Genomic DNA, 20,737 nt, shown 5'->3' with positions numbered 1-20,737 from the left:
GCGTGAACAATCCAAATATTTGCCACAACCGAATACCTTTGGCGCGCCTTTTGCACCAATCGACATAACGCGCCAGAAATAAACCCAACGGGTACACTTACCGGCTCAAACCACCATGCAGGTTCGGCATATCCAGCGCTGCGAACCCGTAGTGGCGCAGCCAGCGCAGGTCGGAATCAAAGAACGCCCGCAGATCGGGAATACCGTATTTCAGCATCGCCAGACGGTCGATGCCGATGCCAAAGGCAAAGCCCTGATAGACCTCGGGGTCGATGCCACCGGCGGCGATCACCTTGGGGTGGACCATGCCCGAGCCCAGAATCTCCATCCAGTCGTCGCCCTCACCGATCTTCAGCTGACCATTGTCCCAGGAACAGCGGATATCGACCTCGGCCGACGGCTCGGTGAAGGGGAAGTGCGAGGCGCGGAAGCGCAGTTCGACATCGTCGACCTCGAAGAACGCCTTCACGAATTCTTCCAGAACCCATTTCAGGTTCGCCATCGAGATGTCCTTATCGATGGCCAGCCCTTCGACCTGATGGAACATCGGCGTGTGGGTCTGGTCATAGTCGGCGCGATAGACGCCGCCCGGACAGATGACGCGGATCGGCGCGCCCTGTTTCTCCATCGACCGGATCTGCACAGGGGATGTGTGGGTCCGCAGCACATGCGGCGGGCGATTGTCGCCCTCGGCGCGGTGCATGTAGAACGTGTCCATCTCGGCCCGCGCGGGGTGGTGGCCGGGGATGTTCAGGGCGTCGAAGTTGTGCCAGTCGGTTTCGATCCGCGGACCTTCGGCCACAGAGAAACCCAGTTCGGCAAAGATCGCGGTCAGTTCCTCGGTCGCCTGGCTGACCGGGTGGATCGAGCCCTGACGGCGCGCGCGGGTCGGCAGGGTGACGTCCAGCCATTCGGTGCGCAGACGCTCATCCAGCGCGGCATCGGCCAGAGCGGCCTTTTTGGCGGACAGGGCCGAGTTGATCTCATCCTTCAGGGCGTTCAGCGCGGGGCCTGCCACCTGGCGTTCCTCGGGCGTCATTTTACCCAACTCGCGCATCTTCAGCGCGACCTCGCCTTTTTTGCCCACGGCAGCGACGCGGATCGCCTCAAGCGCGTTTTCATCGCCTGCTTCGGCGATTTGGCCCAGATATTTTGCCTTAAGATCGTCCATGACGCCCTCTGAATTTGGTCGCCAACCTGCTATCGGGCCAGCCCCGCGAATGCAAGCGGGACCGGGCGGATCAATAGCTGTATTCGGGGAAAATCCGGGTCAGATCACCGTTCCAGTCGCCGTTGTAGTGTTCCAGCAACTCATCCGCAGGCACTTTCCCGCTTTGGATGCTGTCCTTGAGCGCGTTGAGGAAATGGGTCTCGTCCGGAACCAGACCACCGGCCCCGGGATAGGCGCGGGCTTTCAGGCCGGCTTCGGAGATCGCCACAACCTCACGCGCCAGATCGTGCATGTTGATGGTGCCGACCTTCGCTTGCAGACCGTCTTTGGCAGCCGCGACACGCAGCGCCTCGCGGGTCTCGGTATCCCAGCCTTTGACCAGATCCCAGGCCGCGTCCAGGGCCGTTTGATCGTAAGTCAGGCCAACCCAGAAGGCGGGCAAGGCACACAGACGACGCCATGGGCCGCCATCGGCCCCGCGCATTTCCATGAATTTCTTGATCCGCGCCTCGGGGAAGGCGGTGGTCAGGTGATCGGCCCAATCGCTGAGCGTGGGCGTTTCACCCGGCAGAGCGGGCAGTTCGCCTTTCAGGAAGTCGCGGAACGACATGCCCAGCGCATTGATGTACTGGCCATCGCGATAGACGAAATACATCGGAACATCGAGCGCGTATTGCACGTAGCGCTCGAACCCGAAGCCGTCTTCGAACACGAAAGGCAGCATGCCCGTACGCGCATCGTCCAGATGCCGCCAGATGTAACTGCGCCAGCTTTTCTGGCCATTTACCTTGCCTTCGAAAAAGGGCGAGTTCGCAAACAACGCCGTTGCCACCGGCTGCAAGGCCAACGCCACGCGCAGTTTCTGCACCATGTCGGCCTCGGACCCGAAATCGATGTTGACCTGAACCGTGCAGGTCCGTCGCATCATGGCGCGGCCCATGGTGCCGACCTTTTCCATATAGTCATTCATCAGCCGATACCGCCCCTTGGGCATCAGCGGCATTTCCTCATGTGTCCAGGTCGGTGCCGCGCCCAGACCGATGAAACCCACGCCGATCTCATCAGCGATATCCTTCACCTCGCGCAGGTGGGTGTTCACCTCATCACAGGTTTCGTGGATGGTCTCGAGCGGAGCACCCGACAGCTCCAGCGCGCCGCCCGGCTCCAGGCTGACATTGGCGCCATCCTTTTCCAGACCGATCAGATGACCCGCTTCACGGACTTCGGCCCAACCGTGCCGGTCGCGCAGGCCCTCCAACACCGCCACGATGGATCGCGCACCCTCAAACGGCAACGGTTTCAGCGTGTCTTTGCAGTAGCCGAACTTCTCATGCTCGGTGCCGATGCGCCAGTCTGCCTTGGGCTTGCAGCCCGACTCCAGATATTCGGCCAATTGCTCGTGGCGTTCGATTGGTCCGCCGCCGGACTGGGGGATGGACATGAGACCCGTGCTCCGATCCTGATGTGTCTGTCTTTTGGCCAGTCGTGGGGGCAAACCGCGCCAGTGTCAATGCAGCCGAAGGTGTGGAGGGCGCGAGGGCGTACGCTCCCAAATCACGACCGGATGGGCCGATCCACCGTTCAGTTCGGCCAGCATATGCTCGGTTTTCAGACCCGGCAGCGCCGAGAAGACATCGAACAGCGCCTCGGCCCCTTCCGCATTCACAGGAATGTGAAGCACCGCCTGACCCGGTTGTTCCAACACCCAATGCGCCGGCGTCGAAGTCGGATCGAGCGCCAGCCGCTCAATCTCGCGCGTGGCGATGGTGCCGCCATCCAGTGGGCCGAAATAGGTGATCTGACCTTCATCGACGGTCACGACACCCTGTCCGCCAGTGCCGGTTCTGAACCTTGCGCGCTGCACCCCGATCACCGCCAGGGCGATTGCGACAGCGACAAGCAGCCAGCCGATCCACCCCAGCAGACCACCGGGCCCGTTGATCCAGCTGAGACCGAGGATCAGGACAAACCCGGCAACCAGCACTTCGCGCCAGCGCCACAGGGCCAGTTTTGCCTCGGGTCGGATGAAACTCATGACAAAGCCTCGAACGCAAACGAAACCGAGTAACGAACCAACGTTAGGTTGGGGACTGCCTTTGAGGCCGAGATCGTGCGCCGGTCAAACTCATGAGCGACGATAATCCCTCTGACGGCTTCTTCGCCTTCCTCGACCAAATCACCCATGTACCCCAATATCTGGGCGACAACCTTCGAATCGGTTTTGCCGGCTTTCAACTCCACAACGACCAGGCTGCCATCCGCGCCGCGGCACAGAATATCGATAAAGCCCGAGGCCACTGCCCGTTCAGCACCGTCATCCACGATTTCGAATCCGGTATCCAACAAAGAGATATTTTGCCGAATTGCGGTTTGCATATCTCGCTCAAGCGTAAACCGCTGCCTTTCAGGCTTCGTCTGTCCTGTAGTTTCAAGTCTTTCGTTCGCGGCTGTCAAACTGGTTCCAGCTTTGATTTCACGCAAGAACCGTGCGTAGCGCTGAACTGCGTTCTTGTAGGATTGCAACCCGTTTCGCAGATTTCCATTGATCGGAATCCGTGAGGGGTTCTCTTTGTCGCTGCGCTCGTCCGAAGTCGAATAGCTCAGACTTGCCAGAACGTCTTCCAGTTTCCCAAGGTCAAAGGCTTCGTCCAATGAGCCATAATGCGCTTCGACTTTCTGGACCCGGTGAATTTGAGCGACACAGGTGTTTTCTGCATAGCCCTCGGCAACAAGCCAATCCCGATATTGCGCTTTCATTGTTCCAACCTAACCCCAATCCCCCAGCGCCTGCTGCCACATGGTCAATGCAGCCACCGCTGCCGTGTCGGCCCGCAGGATACGAGGGCCAAGGCTGACCACATGCACGAATGGCAACCCTGTCAGACGCGCGCGTTCCTGGTCCGAAAACCCGCCTTCTGGGCCGATGAGAATCGCCCAGGGCCGTCCTTTTTCATTGGCGGCCAATCGCAGGGCCGATCCAACCTCGGCTTCGTTGCAGAACATCAGTTGCCGATCTTCGGGCCATGCATCCAGCAGCCGATCCAACCGCTGCAATTCGGCAACCTCAGGCACGAAGGTTCCGCCACACTGCTCGGCCGCCTCGACGGCATGGGCCTGCAGGCGGTCCTGACGAATGCGTTCGGAATTGGTGAACTCGGTCTGCACCGGCAGGATACGCGCCGCACCCATTTCGGCGGCTTTTTCCACGATGAAATCGGTGCGGGCCTTTTTTATGGGCGCGAACAGGAACCACAGATCGGGCGGCAGCTGCAACGGTTTCGTCTGTTCAAGGCAGGTCAGCGTCCCGCCGCGTTTTCCCGCCTCGGAGACTTCGGCCAACCACTCTCCGTCCTGCCCGTTGAACAGGGCGACCTGCCCTTTGACCGCAAGGCGCATGACACCAAAAAGGTAGTGCGCCTGGTCGCGCGTCAAAGGAACCGATTGCCCCTGACCCAAGGGCTGCTCTACATACAGTCTGATCTTCGCACTCATGAGACCCTACATATGCAAGGCAATGCCCCAACACCAGATGGTCAAGTCGCCGATGCCGTCAGCGGCAACTGGGTCGACACCCACGCCCCGGCCTTTGCCCGCCCCTATCTGCGCCTCAGCCGCGCGGACCGGCCCATCGGGACATGGCTGCTGCTGATTCCCTGTTGGTGGGGGCTGGCGCTGGCGATCCTGCATGATGGTCAGCCGCGTTGGGAAGATCTGTGGATCGCCTTGGGATGCGCATTTGGGGCCTTTCTGATGCGGGGCGCCGGTTGCACGTGGAATGACATTACGGACCGGGAATTCGACGGGCAGGTCGAACGCACACGCTCGCGCCCGATTCCGTCGGGTCAGGTCAGTGTCCGGCAGGCCGTGGTCTGGATGATCCTGCAATGCATTCTGGCGCTTGGTATCCTTCTCAGCTTCAATCAGGCGGCAATCGCAATGGGTGTTCTGTCCCTGCTGCCCGTGACGATTTATCCGTTTGCCAAACGGTTTACGTGGTGGCCTCAGGTGTTTCTGGGGCTGGCCTTCAACTGGGGCGCCCTTCTGGCCTGGGCGGCGCATAGCGGTTCCGTGGGATGGCCTGCGGTGACGCTTTACCTGTCTGGAATCGCGTGGACCCTGTTCTACGATACCATCTATGCGCATCAGGATGCCGAGGATGACGAACTGATCGGCATCAAATCAACCGCCCGTCTGTTCGGAGCCGATACAGCGCGGTGGCTAAAGTACTTTTTGGTGGCGACCGTGTCGCTAATGGGGCTGGCCATCGTCGATGCAGGGGTGCCGGATACCTCGATGCTGGCATTGGGTGTTGCGCTCTGTGGGCCTTGGGCAATGGGCTGGCACATGATGTGGCAACTCCGCGCGCTGGACATCGAAGACAATGCCAGGCTGTTGCAATTGTTCAGGGTCAACCGCGACACTGGCTTGATTCCGCTGATCTTCCTCTGCGTCGCCCTGTTGCTCTGATTGCACCTGCTGAACGTGGCCTGTAAAGATCGGCCCAACCGCCTGAGGAGTGTCAAACCCAAATATGCGTCTGCCGTATTTTATCGTTGTTTCCCTGATCTTTCTTGTATCAGCCGGGCTGTCGCTTTTGGCAGCCAGCTATGCCGTCACAAAGATCGAAGAGACATCGGAATTCGCTGTGCGCCGGGCGCTTGACCTCAAAGGGCACGACTGGGCCGAGGTCGAGTCGGACGGCTTGCGCGTGGTCCTGACCGGGATTGCACCCGATGAGGCGACACGGTTCAACGCGCTGACCGCAGCCGGAACCGAGGTCGATGCGTCCCGCGTAATCGATGAAATGGAGGTTGAAGCGACCTCTGCCCTGGCGCCGCCGCGCTTTTCGGCGGAAATTCTGCGCAACGATCACGGCATCTCGATCATCGGCCTGATCCCGGCCAGCGAAGACAGAGATGCCCTGATCAGAAGGCTGGGCAACCTCGACCGCAACATCGCAGTTTCGGACCTGATGGAAACCGCGGATTACCCCAAGCCCGACGGTTGGGATGCCGCGATATCATATGCCATCGAGGCGCTGGCCAGCCTGCCACGTGCCAAAATTTCCGCAAACGCCGATTTGGTCAAAATCACTGCCATTGCGGACAGCCAACAGGAAAAACAACGTCTCGAACGCGATCTGACCCGCGCCGCGCCGCCTAGCCTGCGGATCGGGCTGGCGATCTCGGCACCTCGTCCCGTCATAACGCCCTTTACGCTGCGTTTTCTGATCAACGAAGACGGTGGGCAATTTGACGCCTGCTCGGCACAAGATGCAAAAGCACGCGACCGGATCGTGACCGCTGCGCGCGATGCCGGCTTGTCGGGAACATATTCCTGCACCATCGGTCTGGGCGAGCCCTCGCCACGCTGGCCCGAAGCCGCCGAGAAGAGCATTCAGGCACTGGCCAGAATCGGCAAAGGCTCGGTCACGATGTCGGATGCGGACATCACCCTGGTTGCGGCGCAAGGCACGGATCCAGCCTTGTTCGACCGGGTTGTAGGTGAACTTGAAACAGCGTTGCCTCAGGTCTTTGCCCTGCATGCCGTGCTGCCGGAACCTGAAACCAGCGAACAGACCGGACCCGTCGAGTTCTCGGCGACCCGCAGCCCCGAAGGGCTTGTGCAACTACGAGGGCGCCTGGGGGATGAAACGTTGCGGGACATGGTCGACAGCTATGCCCGCGCGGCCTTCGGCTCGGATCAGGTCTATACCGCGACCCGCATCGCGCCGGGGCTTCCGGCAGATTGGCCGGTGCGTGTTCTGGCCGGCCTCGAGGCGTTGGCCCAGCTTCACAACGGGGCCCTGACCGTAACACCAGGCTCGGTCGAACTGACCGGCCTCAGCCATGAAGAGGATGCCAAGGCCCGTATCGCAGGTCAGTTGTCGGACAAGCTGGGCGAAGGGCAGGAATTCACCCTGACGATCACCTATCAGCCTCCGCCAGAGCCCGAAGACGCGCTGCCCGATCCTGAAGTCTGCGAAGCGCAGATCGCCGAAATCCAGACCGTCAGCAAAATTGCGTTCGAACCCGGATCAGCGACGATCGCATCCGACTCGCGCGATACGGTGAACCAGATCGCCGACATCCTGCGCGACTGCGGGCCGATCCGGCTGGAGATCCAGGGCCATACCGACAGCCAGGGCCGCGAAGAGATGAACCAGCAGCTCAGCCAGGCACGGGCGCAATCGATTCTGAACGAGCTGCGCGGGCGGCGCATTCCCACCAGCAGCTACACTGCCGTTGGATATGGTGAAACACAGCCCATCGCGGACAACGACACCGAAGAAGGCCGCGAAGCCAACCGGCGGATCGAGTTCCGGCTGATCCGTCCCGAGCCGGTCGAAGCCTCCGAAACAGGCCTCGAAGCGCTCGAGGCCGAGGCTGGGGCTGAGGCTGACGCGCCTGAAACGGATCAGACCGAATCGACCGCACCAGACACGGACGCAGAGGACCAGTAAGTTGAACAGAACCGAATTCATCATTGCCACAGCCGTCATCCTGTTTGCGGCCTTCTGCATGGGCTGGTTTGCCAACTGGCTGGCACACCGCCTGTCCCGCGTCCGCCAAAGCGACGTTGCCGATCTGGATCGCATGAGCCAGGAACTGCACGAAGCGGAAGAAACCCGCGATCAGGCCATAACCTATCTTCAGCAACGTGAAGCCGAGTTAACCAACCAGCTGACCCAGACAGAGGCAGAACTGGCCGCAGCCATGGACGGTCTGCGCGCCGCGCGGCAAGAGGCCGAGGAAATGCGCGGTCGGATCAACAACGCCGACTAGACGCTACAGTATCAGTTCAGGTAAACGACAGCCTCAACTTCGAACAGCATCGGTTCGATTGCCAGCTTTGGCACCGGAACCAGGGTTTGCGCTGGCAGAGTATCTCGAAACACGCGTTTGACGGCGTCAGTCAGCAGGCCGAGTTTCGACAAGTCGTGGTCCACCACTTAAACCGTCAACTTCACAACCTGATCGCACTGCGCCCCAAGCGCGTGGATCACCGCCTTGAGATTGGTATAGGCCTGTTCGACCTGCGCGCCGAAATCCGGCGACAACGCTCCGGTTTGATCCTGCCCACCCTGACCCGAGACAAAGGCCAACCGACCGGCGCCCGGGGTTACAACGGCGGTGCTATAGCCGTTCGGGGATGGGTCGTGGAGGTGTCCGGAATTGACGATCTGAGGACGCAGGGTCGTTTCGAGATTTTGTTTTTCAAGTGTCATGTTCGAAATCCTTGCTGAGGTGCAAGGACAGGTCTAGACGGTATTAGTGCCAAATTTTGTCACTGAATATGCTAGGTTGGGCTAATGAAAGCCGCGACCAGACAAGACGCCATCGCCCTTATCCTACGACGCAACAGCAGTTCCACCGTAGATGCGCTGGCCGCAGAGGTCGGCGTCTCGTGCCGCACCATCCTGCGCGACATCGCTGCACTGCGTGATCAGGGATTTGTAATCTATTCCGAATGTGGCCGGGGTGGCGGGCTGCAACTTGATCCGCAATCCGTCCTAACAACCGCCCGGTTGTCGGCAACCGAGGTTTTTGCCCTGCTGCTCGGCGTGGCGTCAATGCGGGCGGCACGTGCATTGCCGTTCTCGGATCTGGCGGATGCAGGTCTGGCCAAGATCGAAAAATCCCTGCCAGCGGACCGGGTGCGCGATCTGCGTCGCTTTCTCGATTGCCTCCACGTTGGACAATTGTCGCCTCAGCAGAACCTGTCAGACCTCGGACCCATGGATGCGGCCCTTCTGCCCGCCTTCGAACAGGCGTTTCTGAACCGGCTTTACCTGCGCTTTGGTTATCGCGACGCCAAAGGTGTCCAGAGTTTTCGCGAAGTTGAACCGCAAGCTATGCTGATCCTGCCACCGCTCTGGTACCTGGTTGCCTGGGATCCGCAGCGAGATGATTTTCGGCATTTCCGCATGGACAGGATCAGCGACCCGGAATGCGTTGAGGGTGCCATGTTCCGCCGCAAGAGAGTTCCGTTCGAAGACGATGTTTGCCCGTTCAATGATCTGCCGAAATAAGGCCGCGACAGCCGATCCGCCCGCTCGACGCATCCTCACCACCGGGTCAACGCGTCTTCATCCTCATCCTTGGCGGCAACCCATTCCGCACCCGACCGGGTGATTTCTTTCTTCCAGAAGGGAGCACGGGATTTCAGATAATCCATCAGGTACTCCGCCGCCTCGAACGCATCCTTGCGATGCCGTGCAGCGGTGGCCACCATCATGATCTTGTCGCCCGGGGCCAGACGTCCATGGCGGTGAATCACCAGCACGTCACCCAATGCCCAACGCGCCTGCGCCTCTTCGGCGATCTTGGTCAGGGCGCGTTCGGTCATACCGGGATAGTGCTCGATCTCCATCACATCCAGATCTCCGCTCGCCAGATCACGCACAACGCCGGTGAAGGTGACGATGGCGCCGTTGGAATCATCCCCGGCGGCAAAGGCATTGGCCTCGGCCCCCAGATCAAATGCCTCCTCCTGAACCGCGATCCGCATCGGTCAACCGCCCGTCATCGGTGGGAAAAACGCAACTTCCCGAACACCTGCCAGCGACGCATCGAAATCCGACAACTCCTGATCCAACGCAACGCGCAGCGCGGACAGATCGGCAAATGCCACTGCATAGCGCTCTTCCCGAGCGCTCAGTTCAGCCACTAGATCGCCGACCGTGGCCGCTTGCGTTTCGACCTTTTCCTTTGGCAAGCCGATGCGTTCGCGCACCCAGGCGAAATACAGAACATCCATCGGTTAGCTCTCCTTCAGATGAGGCATGGCCTTACGTAGATAGTCATAGCCGGTGATCAATGTAAGCGTTGCCGCAATCCACAACAGCCACAGCCCGACCTGACCCGCCCAATACATACCATCGACATTCAGACGCAGGTGGTTCACGTCTTCGACCTGACCCGCAATGATCTGCTCGACCAGCTCGGCATCCATGCCAAAACTTGCCATCACGGCATAGTGCTCGAAGATACCCTGCGAAAACAGAACCGCGATGGCGACCATCTGGGCCGTGGTCTTCCATTTGGCCAGTTTGGTGACTTTGAGCGTCCCGGCCACATCGCCCAGATATTCCCGCAGGCCCGAGACAAAGACTTCGCGAAACAGGATCACGGTTGCAGGAAGGACAAGCCACGGCGTCCAGTGCTCGGTCGAATAGCCCACAAGGATCATAAGCGCGATCACCACCATAGCCTTGTCGGCGATCGGATCCAGCATCGCTCCGATCTTGGTCTCCTGCTTCCATGCGCGGGCCAGATACCCATCGAACCAATCGGTAATCGCCGCTGACAGGAACAGGATCAGTGCAAACCAGTCCGCATAGGGACGGGTGAAATACAGAAACATGACTGCCAGCCCGGGCGCGGCCAGCAGGCGCAGGACGGTCAGGAGATTAGGTAAATTCCACTTCATGGCTTGGACCCTATATCGCTGGTCCGGGACAGAAAAGCCAATCAGACAAAAAACTGCATCACTCACAAACGCTTGGTCAAAGCGCCGCAGGCCCGACGTCTCAGAACAGTACCTCTTGGCCTTTCCCTGCTTTGCGGTCAGATTGCCGCGCAAGCCCAGCCGGAAAGTACCAGATGACAGCGCATATTCAAACCGACACACGGTCGAACATGATCGGCAGCCTCTGGATGGTCGCGGCGATGGCCGGTTTTGCGCTGGAGGATGCGTTGCTGAAGGCAGCCTCAGCCGCGCTGCCGATCTGGCAGGTCCTGGTTCTTTTCGGCGCGGGCGGGTCCGTAATTTTTGCTGCGGTGGCCCGGGCCCGCGGGCAGCGGCTGCTGCAACCTGACGTTCTGTCCCGCCCGATGAAAATTCGGGTGCTGTTCGAGGTCTTTGGTCGGTTGTTCTATGTTCTGGCCATAGCACTGACGCCGTTGTCCTCGGCCACGGTGATTCTGCAAGCTACGCCTCTGGTCGTTGTAGCAGGCGCCGCGTTGTTCTTCGGCGAGACAGTCGGTTGGCGGCGTTGGAGCGCTATCTTTGTCGGCATGATCGGCGTTGTCGTCATCCTGCAACCCACCGGAGACAGCTTTTCGCTGCTGTCGATACTGGCGGTGCTGGGAATGCTGGGATTTGCCGGACGTGATCTGGCCAGCCGCGCAGCACCTGCCACGCTTGGAACCGAAGTCCTGGGGTTCTACGGCTTCCTCAGCATCATCGTGGCCGGCGTGGCCTATCGGTTCTGGGAGGGCGCGCCGATTGCACCGGTTGGCCTTCATACCAGCCTGCATCTGATCGGTGCGGTGCTGATGGGCGTAATGGCCTATGCGTCGCTGATGAAGGCGATGCGCACCGGCGAAGTGTCCGCCGTGACCCCGTTCAGATACACCCGGCTGTTGTTCGGCATCGGGCTTGGCGTAGCCATGTTTGGCGAGAGGCTGGATCCCAACATGTGGATCGGCAGCGCGCTGATCGTCGCGTCGGGTCTTTATATCCTGTGGCGAGGCCGGCAGGCCTAGCCCTTGTCGTGGAAGAAATCGTAAACCTTTTGCGCCAACCCGGCCGAGATTCCTTCGACCGCTTTCAGATCGGCCAGATTGGCCCGGCTGACGGCTTTGGCGCTGCCGAAATGGGTCAACAGAGCACGCTTGCGCGCAGCCCCTACCCCTGGGATTTCATCCAACGGCGTTGCACCCACGGCCTTGGCGCGTTTCGCACGATGGGTGCCGATGGCGAACCGGTGCGCTTCGTCCCTGAGGCGTTGAATGAAATACAACACAGGGTCGTTGCGTTTCAGCGCAAAGGGGCGCTGGCCGATCCGGTGAAACTCTTCCTTGCCGTGGTCGCGGTCGACCCCCTTGGCGACGCCGACCATGGGAATGTCTTCGACCCCATGTTCGACCATGATCTGATGCACCGCGCTTACCTGCCCGGCACCGCCATCGATCAGCAACAGATCGGGCCACAGCCCTTTGTCGCGGTCCGGGTCTTCCTTTTGCAGTCTGGTGAAGCGGCGGTTCAGCACCTCTTTCATCATGCCGAAGTCGTCACCCGGTGTCAGGTCATCACCGCGAATGTTGAACTTGCGGTAAGCGTTCTTCATGAACCCCTCGGGGCCGGCCACGATCATGCCGCCGACAGCATTGGTGCCCTGAATATGAGAGTTGTCATAGACCTCGATCCGTCCAGGCGGACCATCCAGATCGAACGCCTCGGCCAGCCCGCGCAGCAACTTGGCCTGCGTGGCACTTTCCGACATGCGGCGGGCCAAAGCCTCGCGCGCGTTGCGCAAGGCACCGGCAACAAGTTCCTGTTTTTCGCCACGCTGCGGCACAAGGATTTCGACCTTGCGCCCGGCTTTCTCAGTCAGCGCGTCCTGCATCAGATCCACATTTTCGATTCCGTCCGACAGGATCAGCTGACGCGGCGGCTCCTTGTTGTCATAGAACTGGCCCAGAAAGGCCTCCATCACCTCGGCAGGTGAAACATCCGGGCCGACGCGGGGATAGAAATCCTTGTTGCCCCAGTTCTGGTTCGCACGGATGAAAAACACCTGCACGCAGGCCTGACCGCTGTCCATATACAGGCCGATCACGTCCGCCTCGGCCACACCGCGCGGGTTGATGCCCTGAGAGGTCTGCACCTGCGTCAGAGCCCGGATGCGGTCACGCAGACCTGCGGCGCGTTCGAACTCCATCGCCTCGGATGCGACCATCATCTGCTCGGCCAGTTCCTCTTGCACCTTGGTCGAGCGGCCCGACAGGAAGCGTTCGGCGTCCTTCACGCTTTCACGGTAATCCTGCTCTGAGATCAGGCCGACACACGGCCCGGAACACCGTTTGATCTGATACAGAAGGCATGGCCGCGTTCGGCTGTCGAACATCGAATCCGAGCAGTTGCGCAGCAGGAACGCTTTTTGCAACTGGTTCAACGTCCGGTTCACCGCACCGGCACTGGCGAAAGGGCCGAAATAAGCACCTTTTTCCTTCTTCGCCCCTCGGTGTTTCTTGATCTGCGGAAAGTCATGATCCTTGGCGACCAGTATGTTCGGAAAGCTTTTGTCATCCCGCAACAATACATTGTACTTGGGTTTGAGCTGCTTGATCAGGTTCTGCTCCAGCAGCAGGGCCTCGGTCTCGGTTCGCGTGGTCAGGAACATCATCGAGGCCGTCGCGGCGATCATCTTTTCGATCCGCCCCGAATGACCCGGCCGTGTGTAATTCGACACCCGTGCCCTGAGATTTCGGGCTTTGCCAACATACAGAACCCGGCTGTCTGTATCGAGCATGCGGTAAACGCCCGGAGAACTGTCCAGCGTTTTTGCATAGCGCTGAATGCAGGCATAGCCGGTGGGGGATGATTCGCTGTCGGTGGTCATGATCCTGAGATATGATTCTCTGGCAATGGCTGCAATCTCACGCTTGTCAGATCAAGAGAAAACAAATCCACGGTTTCTGTGGATAAGTGTGAAGATAAAATTCCGGAAGATCAGAAATCCCCTTGTTTCCTTGCCTTTTCCTTTACTTGCACAAAAAATAGGCAACTTATCAAGTGTTTGTTTTTAAACATTATTTTTTTGCATACTTAGCAAGTGTATGAAAAAAAAGACATTTTTGTAACGCACATGTAACACGATTGAGAGCGGTGCAAAACTTGCAGCAGAATTACTTATTCTACACCCAGAACATCCGGAGTTTTCCAACCCAGATGCTGACCGCCGTCCACACATAAAAGCTGTCCGGTGACCGCGTGTGCATCCAGAAAGTACCCAAGCGCAGCGGTTATGTCAGACGGGTTGGATCCCCGCTCCAAAACGGTATTTGAACGCTGTGCCTGGAAATGTTCTTCGCTTTGGCGGTGGCCCTGCATCGTTGGGCCCGGCCCGATCGCATTGACACGGATCGTCGGAGACAACGCCTGCGCCGCCGTTCGGGTCAGCGTCCACAAACCCATTTTTGCGATGGTGTATGACATGAACTCGGGCGTCAGTTTACGCACACGCATGTCCACCATGTTGACGATGAGGCCGGTTGCAAGCGGTTCGCCATTTTCATCTGTTCCGGCGCTCAGCCCCTGACCGGCCATGGCCTGCGTCAGCACAAAGGGCGCGCGCAGGTTGCTGTCGAGATGTCGATCCCAGCTTTGCCGGGTTGCCGTGCGGATGTTGTCGTATTCGAAGATCGAAGCGTTGTTCACCAGACACGTGATCGGCCCGCCCAGCGCCTCGGCCGCTTTGGGCAGCAGCGCCTGAACCTGAGCTTCATCCAGCAGATCGGCCTTCAGGGTCACGGATTTTCGGCCCAGGGCCTGTACCTCTGCCGCCGTCTCCTGCGCCGGACCTTCGGATGAGGCGTAATGCACGGCCACATCGAAACCTCGATCTGCCAGATACAGTGCAATGGCCCGGCCCAGACGAATACCGGCACCGGTGACTAGGGCTCGGGTCATTCTTCACCTCGTTTGGTCAGATCACACCAGCAATACGATGACGTAAAGCACATAAAGGAAAGTCAACACCATCCCCCAGACGCGCGAGATGTCGCGTTTTAGGAATACAAACGGAACCAGCAGCAGCGATGCGCCCAGCATGACCCACAGATCGAACCGAAGGAATTCCGGATCGACCGGAATGCGCCCGAACCAGGTTGCGATCCCGATGATGGCCAGAAGGTTGAACATGTTCGAACCGATCACGTTGCCCAGCGCGACATCGGCCTGTCTGCGCAATGCGGCCATAAGCGTCGTCGCCAGTTCGGGCAAAGAGGTTCCAACCGCGATCAGGGTCAGGCCGATGACCGTTTCACTGACCCCATAGGTTCTTGCGATGACGGTCGCGTTGTCGACAAGCAAGTGCGCACCCATCGGAAGCCCCACCAACCCCAGGATCAGGTAAATCGATACCTTCCAGTAGGGCATGTCAGGGTCGGCTTCCTCCAAGCCTTCAAGCTCGTCATCATCCGCGCAAGCCTCACCACAGGCCTTGCGATGTGCTTTCGCCTCACGAAAGGCAGTCATCAGGACAAGACTCAACGCCGCCAGCAGGATCAGACCGCTGAAGAATGTGAATGTTCCGCTAAAAGCCAGCCCGATGAACAGAACCGTCGCCAGCAGCATGAAGACGTAATTCCTGCGGCTGTCACATTCACTGGTGTGAATCGTAGCCAGCAATGCGGGCAGTCCAAGAACCAACAGGATGTTGGCCGTGTTCGATCCGACAACGTTGCCCAGCGCAATACCGGGAGCGTTCTCTTTCAATGCGCTGATGGCGATCAGCAACTCGGGTGCAGACGTTCCGAAGGCCACTATCGTCAGGCTGACAATCAACGCCGGAACACCCAGACGCAAGCTCAGGTTCACAGCACCGCGCACAAGCGCATCGCCTGCAAGCAGCAGGATCAACAGCCCAAGACCAGACAGCAGCCAAGTGGTGATCAAGTCCGACCTCCTTTTTCGCAGGCACAAGGGCCTTTGCCTATGCGAAACCGTCCGCAGCGCGGACACTTGGCCGAACTCAGTTTCTTCTGCCCCGGAAAGCGCAGTTTACCGAACATCGCCAAGACACCCATGCCGATCAGAAAAAGTGTGACAGCCTTGATGATCACGTCACAAACCAAAACGCGCGTAGGCCGCACGCTCCTCTAATCCGGCAATGGCATCCTGTGCCAGGCTGGCCCCGAACCGAGACCAGATCGGTTTGCGCACGCCATAACGGCGGAACTTGACCTTGTTGCCAAACCGTTCCTGCATCTTGGGTTTCAGATGGGCGATACCGTCGATCAAACCCAGTTCATGCGCCCGACGCGCCAGCCAGACTTCACCCGTGAACAGGTCGGCACTGTGATCCAGCTTGTCACCCCGGCGGGCTTTGACATGCGCGATGAAGTTTTCGTGGATGTCGCCCAGCAGCCCTTGCAAGCGTGCCACATCCTCTTTCTTTTCCGGCGAAAAGGGATCCAGCATCGATTTCGATTTGCCCGCTGTATGAACGCGCCGCTCGAACCCCTGCCGCGCCAGGAAGACATGCGCGCCAAAACCTGCCGAAATGACTCCGATTGAGCCAAGAACCGAACTGTCGTCGGCCCAGATCTCATCCGCAGCGGCCGCCAGCCAATACCCTCCGGATGCCGCAACATCTTCGACAAACCCGATCACGGGCACGTCCAGCTCTTGCGACAAACGCCGAATTCGGGCGCCAATCAAAGAGCTTTGTACAGGCGACCCGCCCGGAGAGTTGATCTCGAGCGCGACAGCCGCAGGTTTCCCCTTTCGAAACGCCTTGTCGAGAACCGGGGCCAGGGTGGTATCGTTCAAGGACCCGCGACCGGCCATTCCAATGGAACCGGACAAACGGACAACGGCCACGCAAGGGTGCTTTTTTACAAACGGCAGGCTGAGCTTCATGGGTGCCGATGTAGAGTGCCCCCAACCCGTAAACAAGGGACTCTGCCGGCGTAAAACGCGACGTGAACCAAATTCACACACCCGATGGGCAAAAATGCAACGCCTTGGCGAGGGTCAACTGCGAATGCGCCAGCCGGTTTTGAATATCCAGCCTATGACGGCCAGGCACAGCCCTGTAAAAGCGACAATGGCAAGAAGACTGAAAACAATCGGCACATCTGCCAGCCCGTAAAAGGACCAGCGGAAACCCGAAATCAGATAGACCACGGGATTGAACAGCGTGATGGTCTGCCACAATGGCGGCAGCATCGAGATTGAATAAAACGTGCCCCCCAGAAAGATCAGTGGCGTCACCACCAACTGCGGCACCAGCGACATCTGCTCGAAGTTACTGGCCCAGATGCCGATGATGAATCCGAGCAACGAAAAGCTGAGACAGGACAGGATCAGAAACGCGGCCATGGCGAATGGATGCTCGATCCGAATATCGACGAAAAACGTCGCGGTGAACAATATCACCAACCCCACGAACAACGCCTTGGTTGCGGCGGCACCGACATATCCGATCACGATCTCGATGAAATTGACCGGAGCGGATAACAGCTCGTAGATGGTGCCCAGAAACTTGGGGAAGTAAATTCCGAACGACGCGTTCGAAATCGACAGCATCACCACCGACAACATGATCAGCCCCGGCACGATGAACGCACCGTATGAAACGCCCTCGACCTCTTGGATACGGCTGCCGATGGCGGTGCCAAACACCACGAAGTAAAGCGACGTGGACAGAACCGGCGACAGAAAGCTCTGTGCCAGAGTGCGAAAGAAACGGGCCATCTCGAACCGGTAGATGGCAGCGATCGCGGTCCAGTTCATGCGGCCTCTCCCGATACCAGATTGACAAAAATCTCTTCCAGGCTTGATTGTCTGGTCTGCACGTCGCGCAACACCAACCCGGCCTCGGACACGTCATTCAGCAAGGTCGTTATGCCGGTACGATCCGCATGGGTATCGTAGGTATAGATCAGACAATCACCCGCGCCGTTGAGGGCCAGATTGTGGCTGACCAGATTATCGGGAATCCGATCGATGGGCTCGGTCAGCATGACTTCGATCTGCTTTTTTCCCATCTGCGACATGAGTGTGTCTTTGTCCTGCACCAGCAAAAGCTCACCCTTGTCGATGACGCCGACACGATCCGCAATCGCTTCTGCTTCTTCAATGTAATGGGTGGTCAGAATGATGGTGACACCGTCCCGTTTCAGTTCCGCCACAAGCTCCCACATGTCCTTGCGCAACTCGACATCCACTCCGGCAGTCGGCTCGTCCAGAAAAAGCACACGGGGTTCATGGGCCAGGGCCTTGGCGATCAGCACCCTCCGCTTCATGCCGCCGGACAATTCCTTGATCGCGTTGTTGCGCTTGTCCCACAGGGACAGCTTGCGCAGAATCTCTTCGATCCGCGCGTTGTCCTTGCCAAGTCCGAACAGCCCGCGTGACAGTCGAACCGTGTTCCAGACCTTTTCAAACGGTTCCAACGCGATCTCTTGCGGTACAAGCCCTATCATCCTGCGCGCTGCGCGATAATCGGACTGGGTGTCATGTCCGCCAACCGTGACCACCCCCGAGGTCGGAGTCGTTATTCCACAAATCGTCGAAATCAGGGTCGTCTTTCCGGCCCCATTTGGCCCCAGAAGCGCAAGTATCTCACCCTCTTCAATATCCAGAGACACACCTTTCAGCGCCTCGAACCCATCCGCGTAAGACTTGCGAAGTTCTTTGATGGACAAAATGGTCGTCATATCCGTTCCCCGTTCCGACCGAGACCCTATCGCGCCGAACCAGCCTGTAACAGGTCAATTTCGCACAACGTGCCGCGCATTCTGTAATGGTTGTCAGAACCATGCTCAATTCCAACTTGCAATCCGTCAACCCACCCGCAAACTCTGCCACAACGGAGGGCGCCGATGCTGAATGGAATACGCATAGTCGAAATCGAAGGGCTGGGCCCCGGCCCGTTTGCCGCCATGCAGCTAGCTGATCTGGGCGCCGACGTCATCACGATCCACCGCAAAGGCCAGGCAGTAACACCGGGCATGCCCGACCGCTCGCTTCTGGACCGCGGCAAACGATCGATTGCGCTTGATCTGAAGGATCCCGAAGATCTGGCGACCGCCCGTCGCCTGATTGACACGGCAGATGCGCTGATCGAAGGCTTTCGCCCCGGCGTGATGGAGAAGCTGGGTCTTGGCCCGGATCTTTGCCTGACCCGCAACCCAAAACTGATATATGGCCGCATGACCGGCTGGGGGCAGGATGGTCCGCTGGCCGACACGGCAGGACATGACCTGAATTACATCGCCTTGTCCGGTGCGCTCTGGTACGCCTCTCTCCCGGATCAGCCGCCTCAAACCCCTGCAACCTTGGTCGGCGATATCGGCGGAGGCGCCATGTACCTTGTCGCGGGCATCCTGGCAGGTTTGATCAACGCGCAAAGAACCGGGAAAGGCACCGTGGTCGACGCCGCCATCTACGACGGCTCGGCCCATATGATGAACCTTCTGATGACCATGCGCCAAACCGGAAACCTGTCTGAAACCCGCGGCCAAAGCCTGTTGGACGGCCCGCATTGGAGCCGAACCTACACCTGCGCGGACGGCGGATTTGTTTCGGTCCAATGCCTCGAACCAAAATTCTACGCCCGATTTCTTGAAATCCTGGGCCTGGCCCGGGACCCGGCGTTCCAACAACAGTACACCCGCAAGCTCTGGCCCGACCTGACCCGGCGCCTGGCCGAGATCTTCTCATCCAGGCCGCGCGACCATTGGGCCAAATTGTTCGACGGGTCAGATGCCTGCGTCGCCCCGGTACTCAGCCCCGACGAGGCCACAGCCCATCCGATGAATGCAGCCCGTCAATCCTGGCGCCAGACAGACGGCACCCTACAGGCCACCGCCGCCCCACGCTTCTCCACACACCAGTGGCAACCAAAGCCCAGCCCGGCCCGCGGCCAACACACAACCGAGATCCTGAATGAACTCCAAGCCCCAGAAAGCACCTGACACACTCTTCATCTGGCCAGAAATATCCCGGGGGTGAATTGGCCAGCGGCCAAGAGGGGGCTGGCCCCCTCCCATGCGTTCTACCCGCCGCGCACCGTGTCGATCATCAGCTGAACGTTGTCCGGGTCGGCATCCGGAGTGATCCCATGGCCGAGGTTGAAAATATGCGGCCCCTTGGAAAAGGCGCGCACGATGCGCCGAGTCTCATCCACCAGCGCCTGACCGCCAGTAACCATGTGCGACGATGCCAGATTGCCTTGCACACAGCCATCAATCTGCACGTTCTTAGCCGCCCATTCGGGCGACACGGAATTGTCCAGCGCCACGCAATCCACGCCGGTCGACCTTGCAAACCTGACATACCCGTCGCCTGCTTCCCGCGGAAATCCAATCACGGGGATGCCAGGATGACGTTCCTTGATGGCCTGCGTAATCACCCGGCACGGCTCCACCGCGTATTTGCGGAAAGCTTCGCCCGTCAAAGACCCCGCCCAACTGTCAAATATCTTGACCACCTCGGCTCCGGCGTCGATCTGAGCGGACAGATATTCAATCGTTGCCGCGGTGATGCGGTCCAATAGCGCCTCGAACAAAGCGGTATCACCTTCGCGCAACGCATGCGCGGGACCCTGATCCGGCGTGCCGCGCCCTGCAATCATGTAGGTGGCCACAGTCCACGGCGCACCTGCAAATCCGATCAAGGTGGTTTCCGACGGCAATTCCCGCGAAAGAATGCGCACCGTCTCGTAAACCGGTGACAGTGTCTCGTGAATCGCGTCAACAGGCTTCAACGCATCAAACTCGGCCTGCTGCGTGATGGTGGATAAACGCGGCCCTTCACCTGTCACGAACCAAAGGTCAGCCCCCAGCGCCTGTGGCACAAGAAGGATGTCGGCAAACAGGATCGCCGCATCGAACCCATATCGCCGAATTGGCTGCAAGGTAACTTCTGCTGCCAATTCAGGATTGTAGCACAGTGACAGGAAATCCCCGGCCTGAGCACGTGTGGCCCGGTATTCCGGCAAATACCGACCCGCCTGACGCATCATCCAGATCGGCGGCACATCCTGTACTTCGCCCGCCAGCGCCCGCAGCAGCTTCTTTGTCTCGGCCATGTTTGTCCCCAGCATTC

At 59.2% G+C, this 20,737-nt stretch carries 23 protein-coding genes; 6 read left to right on the top strand and 17 right to left on the bottom strand.

Annotated elements, in window-relative coordinates; all coding sequences use genetic code 11:
- Positions 1-97: 97 nt before the first annotated feature.
- The 5 genes from pheS to ACR0FB_RS14120 form a co-directional block, all read right to left on the bottom strand.
- Positions 98-1,171, bottom strand: coding sequence for a phenylalanine--tRNA ligase subunit alpha (gene pheS / locus ACR0FB_RS14140; protein ID WP_171635078.1), 1,074 nt, complete (start codon positions 1,169-1,171; stop codon positions 98-100).
- A 70-nt stretch (positions 1,172-1,241) separates the two neighbouring features.
- Entirely contained in the window at positions 1,242-2,612 is a 1,371-nt protein-coding gene (locus tag ACR0FB_RS14135; protein WP_152456747.1) for a glutamate--cysteine ligase, read from the bottom strand.
- Positions 2,613-2,678: 66 nt separating this feature from the next.
- Positions 2,679-3,206, bottom strand: a complete 528-nt coding sequence (locus tag ACR0FB_RS14130) for a hypothetical protein (RefSeq protein WP_171724309.1) — start codon at positions 3,204-3,206, stop codon at positions 2,679-2,681.
- Positions 3,203-3,928 (bottom strand): endonuclease NucS domain-containing protein, encoded by a 726-nt coding sequence (locus ACR0FB_RS14125; RefSeq protein WP_480621395.1) that lies wholly within the window; start codon positions 3,926-3,928, stop codon positions 3,203-3,205. The genes ACR0FB_RS14130 and ACR0FB_RS14125 overlap by 4 nt, the downstream gene beginning before the upstream one ends.
- A gap of 9 nt (positions 3,929-3,937) precedes the next feature.
- Complete coding sequence (locus ACR0FB_RS14120; protein ID WP_480621396.1) at positions 3,938-4,663, bottom strand: 16S rRNA (uracil(1498)-N(3))-methyltransferase; 726 nt, start codon at positions 4,661-4,663, stop codon at positions 3,938-3,940.
- Positions 4,664-4,675: 12 nt separating this feature from the next.
- Here ACR0FB_RS14120 and ubiA point away from each other — a divergent pair, with 12 nt between their 5' ends.
- The 3 genes from ubiA (at position 4,676) to ACR0FB_RS14105 (ending at position 7,956) form a co-directional block, all read left to right on the top strand.
- Positions 4,676-5,638: a 4-hydroxybenzoate octaprenyltransferase gene (ubiA, locus tag ACR0FB_RS14115; RefSeq protein ID WP_171635084.1), complete on the top strand. Its 963-nt coding sequence runs from the start codon at positions 4,676-4,678 to the stop codon at positions 5,636-5,638.
- Between the two features lie 64 nt (positions 5,639-5,702).
- Complete coding sequence (locus ACR0FB_RS14110; RefSeq protein WP_480621397.1) at positions 5,703-7,634, top strand: OmpA family protein; 1,932 nt, start codon at positions 5,703-5,705, stop codon at positions 7,632-7,634.
- A 1-nt stretch (position 7,635) separates the two neighbouring features.
- Positions 7,636-7,956 (top strand): hypothetical protein, encoded by a 321-nt coding sequence (locus tag ACR0FB_RS14105; protein ID WP_117870533.1) that lies wholly within the window; start codon positions 7,636-7,638, stop codon positions 7,954-7,956.
- Between the two features lie 11 nt (positions 7,957-7,967).
- On the opposite strand, the gene ACR0FB_RS14100 is transcribed toward ACR0FB_RS14105, so the two are convergent.
- Positions 7,968-8,108: a hypothetical protein gene (locus ACR0FB_RS14100; RefSeq protein ID WP_480621398.1), complete on the bottom strand. Its 141-nt coding sequence runs from the start codon at positions 8,106-8,108 to the stop codon at positions 7,968-7,970.
- Between the two features lie 15 nt (positions 8,109-8,123).
- On the bottom strand, positions 8,124-8,399 hold the full coding sequence (locus ACR0FB_RS14095) for a RidA family protein (RefSeq protein WP_480621399.1): 276 nt from the start codon (positions 8,397-8,399) through the stop codon (positions 8,124-8,126).
- An 84-nt stretch (positions 8,400-8,483) separates the two neighbouring features.
- On the opposite strand from ACR0FB_RS14095, the gene ACR0FB_RS14090 reads away from it, so the two are divergent.
- Complete coding sequence (locus ACR0FB_RS14090) at positions 8,484-9,203, top strand: helix-turn-helix transcriptional regulator (RefSeq protein WP_480621400.1); 720 nt, start codon at positions 8,484-8,486, stop codon at positions 9,201-9,203.
- Positions 9,204-9,238: 35 nt separating this feature from the next.
- Here ACR0FB_RS14090 and ACR0FB_RS14085 read toward each other — a convergent pair whose 3' ends face one another.
- Genes ACR0FB_RS14085 through pgsA form a run of 3 tightly spaced genes read right to left on the bottom strand, consistent with a single transcriptional unit; the run spans position 9,239 to position 10,603 of the window.
- Positions 9,239-9,682 carry a molybdenum cofactor biosynthesis protein MoaE gene (locus ACR0FB_RS14085; RefSeq protein ID WP_171635087.1) on the bottom strand — a complete coding sequence of 148 codons (444 nt, stop codon included), beginning with the start codon at positions 9,680-9,682 and terminating at the stop codon, positions 9,239-9,241.
- A 3-nt stretch (positions 9,683-9,685) separates the two neighbouring features.
- A complete protein-coding gene (gene moaD, locus ACR0FB_RS14080; RefSeq protein ID WP_209834739.1) occupies positions 9,686-9,931 on the bottom strand; it encodes a molybdopterin converting factor subunit 1 in 246 nt (81 codons plus the stop codon).
- 3 nt (positions 9,932-9,934) lie between these two features.
- Positions 9,935-10,603, bottom strand: a complete 669-nt coding sequence (gene pgsA / locus ACR0FB_RS14075) for a CDP-diacylglycerol--glycerol-3-phosphate 3-phosphatidyltransferase (protein ID WP_117872882.1) — start codon at positions 10,601-10,603, stop codon at positions 9,935-9,937.
- A 173-nt stretch (positions 10,604-10,776) separates the two neighbouring features.
- Here pgsA and ACR0FB_RS14070 point away from each other — a divergent pair, with 173 nt between their 5' ends.
- Entirely contained in the window at positions 10,777-11,661 is an 885-nt protein-coding gene (locus ACR0FB_RS14070; RefSeq protein ID WP_171229853.1) for a DMT family transporter, read from the top strand.
- On the opposite strand, the gene uvrC is transcribed toward ACR0FB_RS14070, so the two are convergent.
- The 6 genes from uvrC to ACR0FB_RS14040 form a co-directional block, all read right to left on the bottom strand.
- Positions 11,658-13,520, bottom strand: a complete 1,863-nt coding sequence (gene uvrC / locus ACR0FB_RS14065; protein ID WP_480621401.1) for an excinuclease ABC subunit UvrC — start codon at positions 13,518-13,520, stop codon at positions 11,658-11,660. The two genes, ACR0FB_RS14070 and uvrC, sit on opposite strands and share 4 nt — an antisense overlap.
- Positions 13,521-13,810: 290 nt before the next feature.
- Complete coding sequence (locus ACR0FB_RS14060; RefSeq protein WP_480621402.1) at positions 13,811-14,590, bottom strand: SDR family oxidoreductase; 780 nt, start codon at positions 14,588-14,590, stop codon at positions 13,811-13,813.
- A 21-nt stretch (positions 14,591-14,611) separates the two neighbouring features.
- The gene (locus tag ACR0FB_RS14055; RefSeq protein ID WP_171635180.1) at positions 14,612-15,574 is read right to left on the bottom strand and encodes a calcium/sodium antiporter; all 963 of its coding nucleotides are present in this window, start codon (positions 15,572-15,574) and stop codon (positions 14,612-14,614) included.
- 171 nt (positions 15,575-15,745) lie between these two features.
- A complete protein-coding gene (locus tag ACR0FB_RS14050; RefSeq protein ID WP_480621403.1) occupies positions 15,746-16,543 on the bottom strand; it encodes a S49 family peptidase in 798 nt (265 codons plus the stop codon).
- A gap of 114 nt (positions 16,544-16,657) precedes the next feature.
- Complete coding sequence (locus tag ACR0FB_RS14045; RefSeq protein WP_171635104.1) at positions 16,658-17,419, bottom strand: ABC transporter permease; 762 nt, start codon at positions 17,417-17,419, stop codon at positions 16,658-16,660.
- Positions 17,416-18,345: an ABC transporter ATP-binding protein gene (locus ACR0FB_RS14040; RefSeq protein WP_480485877.1), complete on the bottom strand. Its 930-nt coding sequence runs from the start codon at positions 18,343-18,345 to the stop codon at positions 17,416-17,418. Before ACR0FB_RS14040 ends, ACR0FB_RS14045 begins: the two co-directional genes overlap by 4 nt.
- A 165-nt stretch (positions 18,346-18,510) precedes the next feature.
- Between ACR0FB_RS14040 and ACR0FB_RS14035 the strand changes: the two genes are divergently transcribed.
- Complete coding sequence (locus ACR0FB_RS14035; protein WP_480621404.1) at positions 18,511-19,605, top strand: CaiB/BaiF CoA transferase family protein; 1,095 nt, start codon at positions 18,511-18,513, stop codon at positions 19,603-19,605.
- A gap of 80 nt (positions 19,606-19,685) precedes the next feature.
- On the opposite strand, the gene hemE is transcribed toward ACR0FB_RS14035, so the two are convergent.
- Positions 19,686-20,720, bottom strand: a complete 1,035-nt coding sequence (gene hemE / locus ACR0FB_RS14030) for a uroporphyrinogen decarboxylase (RefSeq protein WP_171635110.1) — start codon at positions 20,718-20,720, stop codon at positions 19,686-19,688.
- Between the last annotated feature and the right edge of the window lie 17 nt (positions 20,721-20,737).

The sequence above is a fragment of the Ruegeria sp. P10 genome, assembly GCF_056534925.1.
This window is presented reverse-complemented; position numbering and strand designations above follow the sequence as displayed.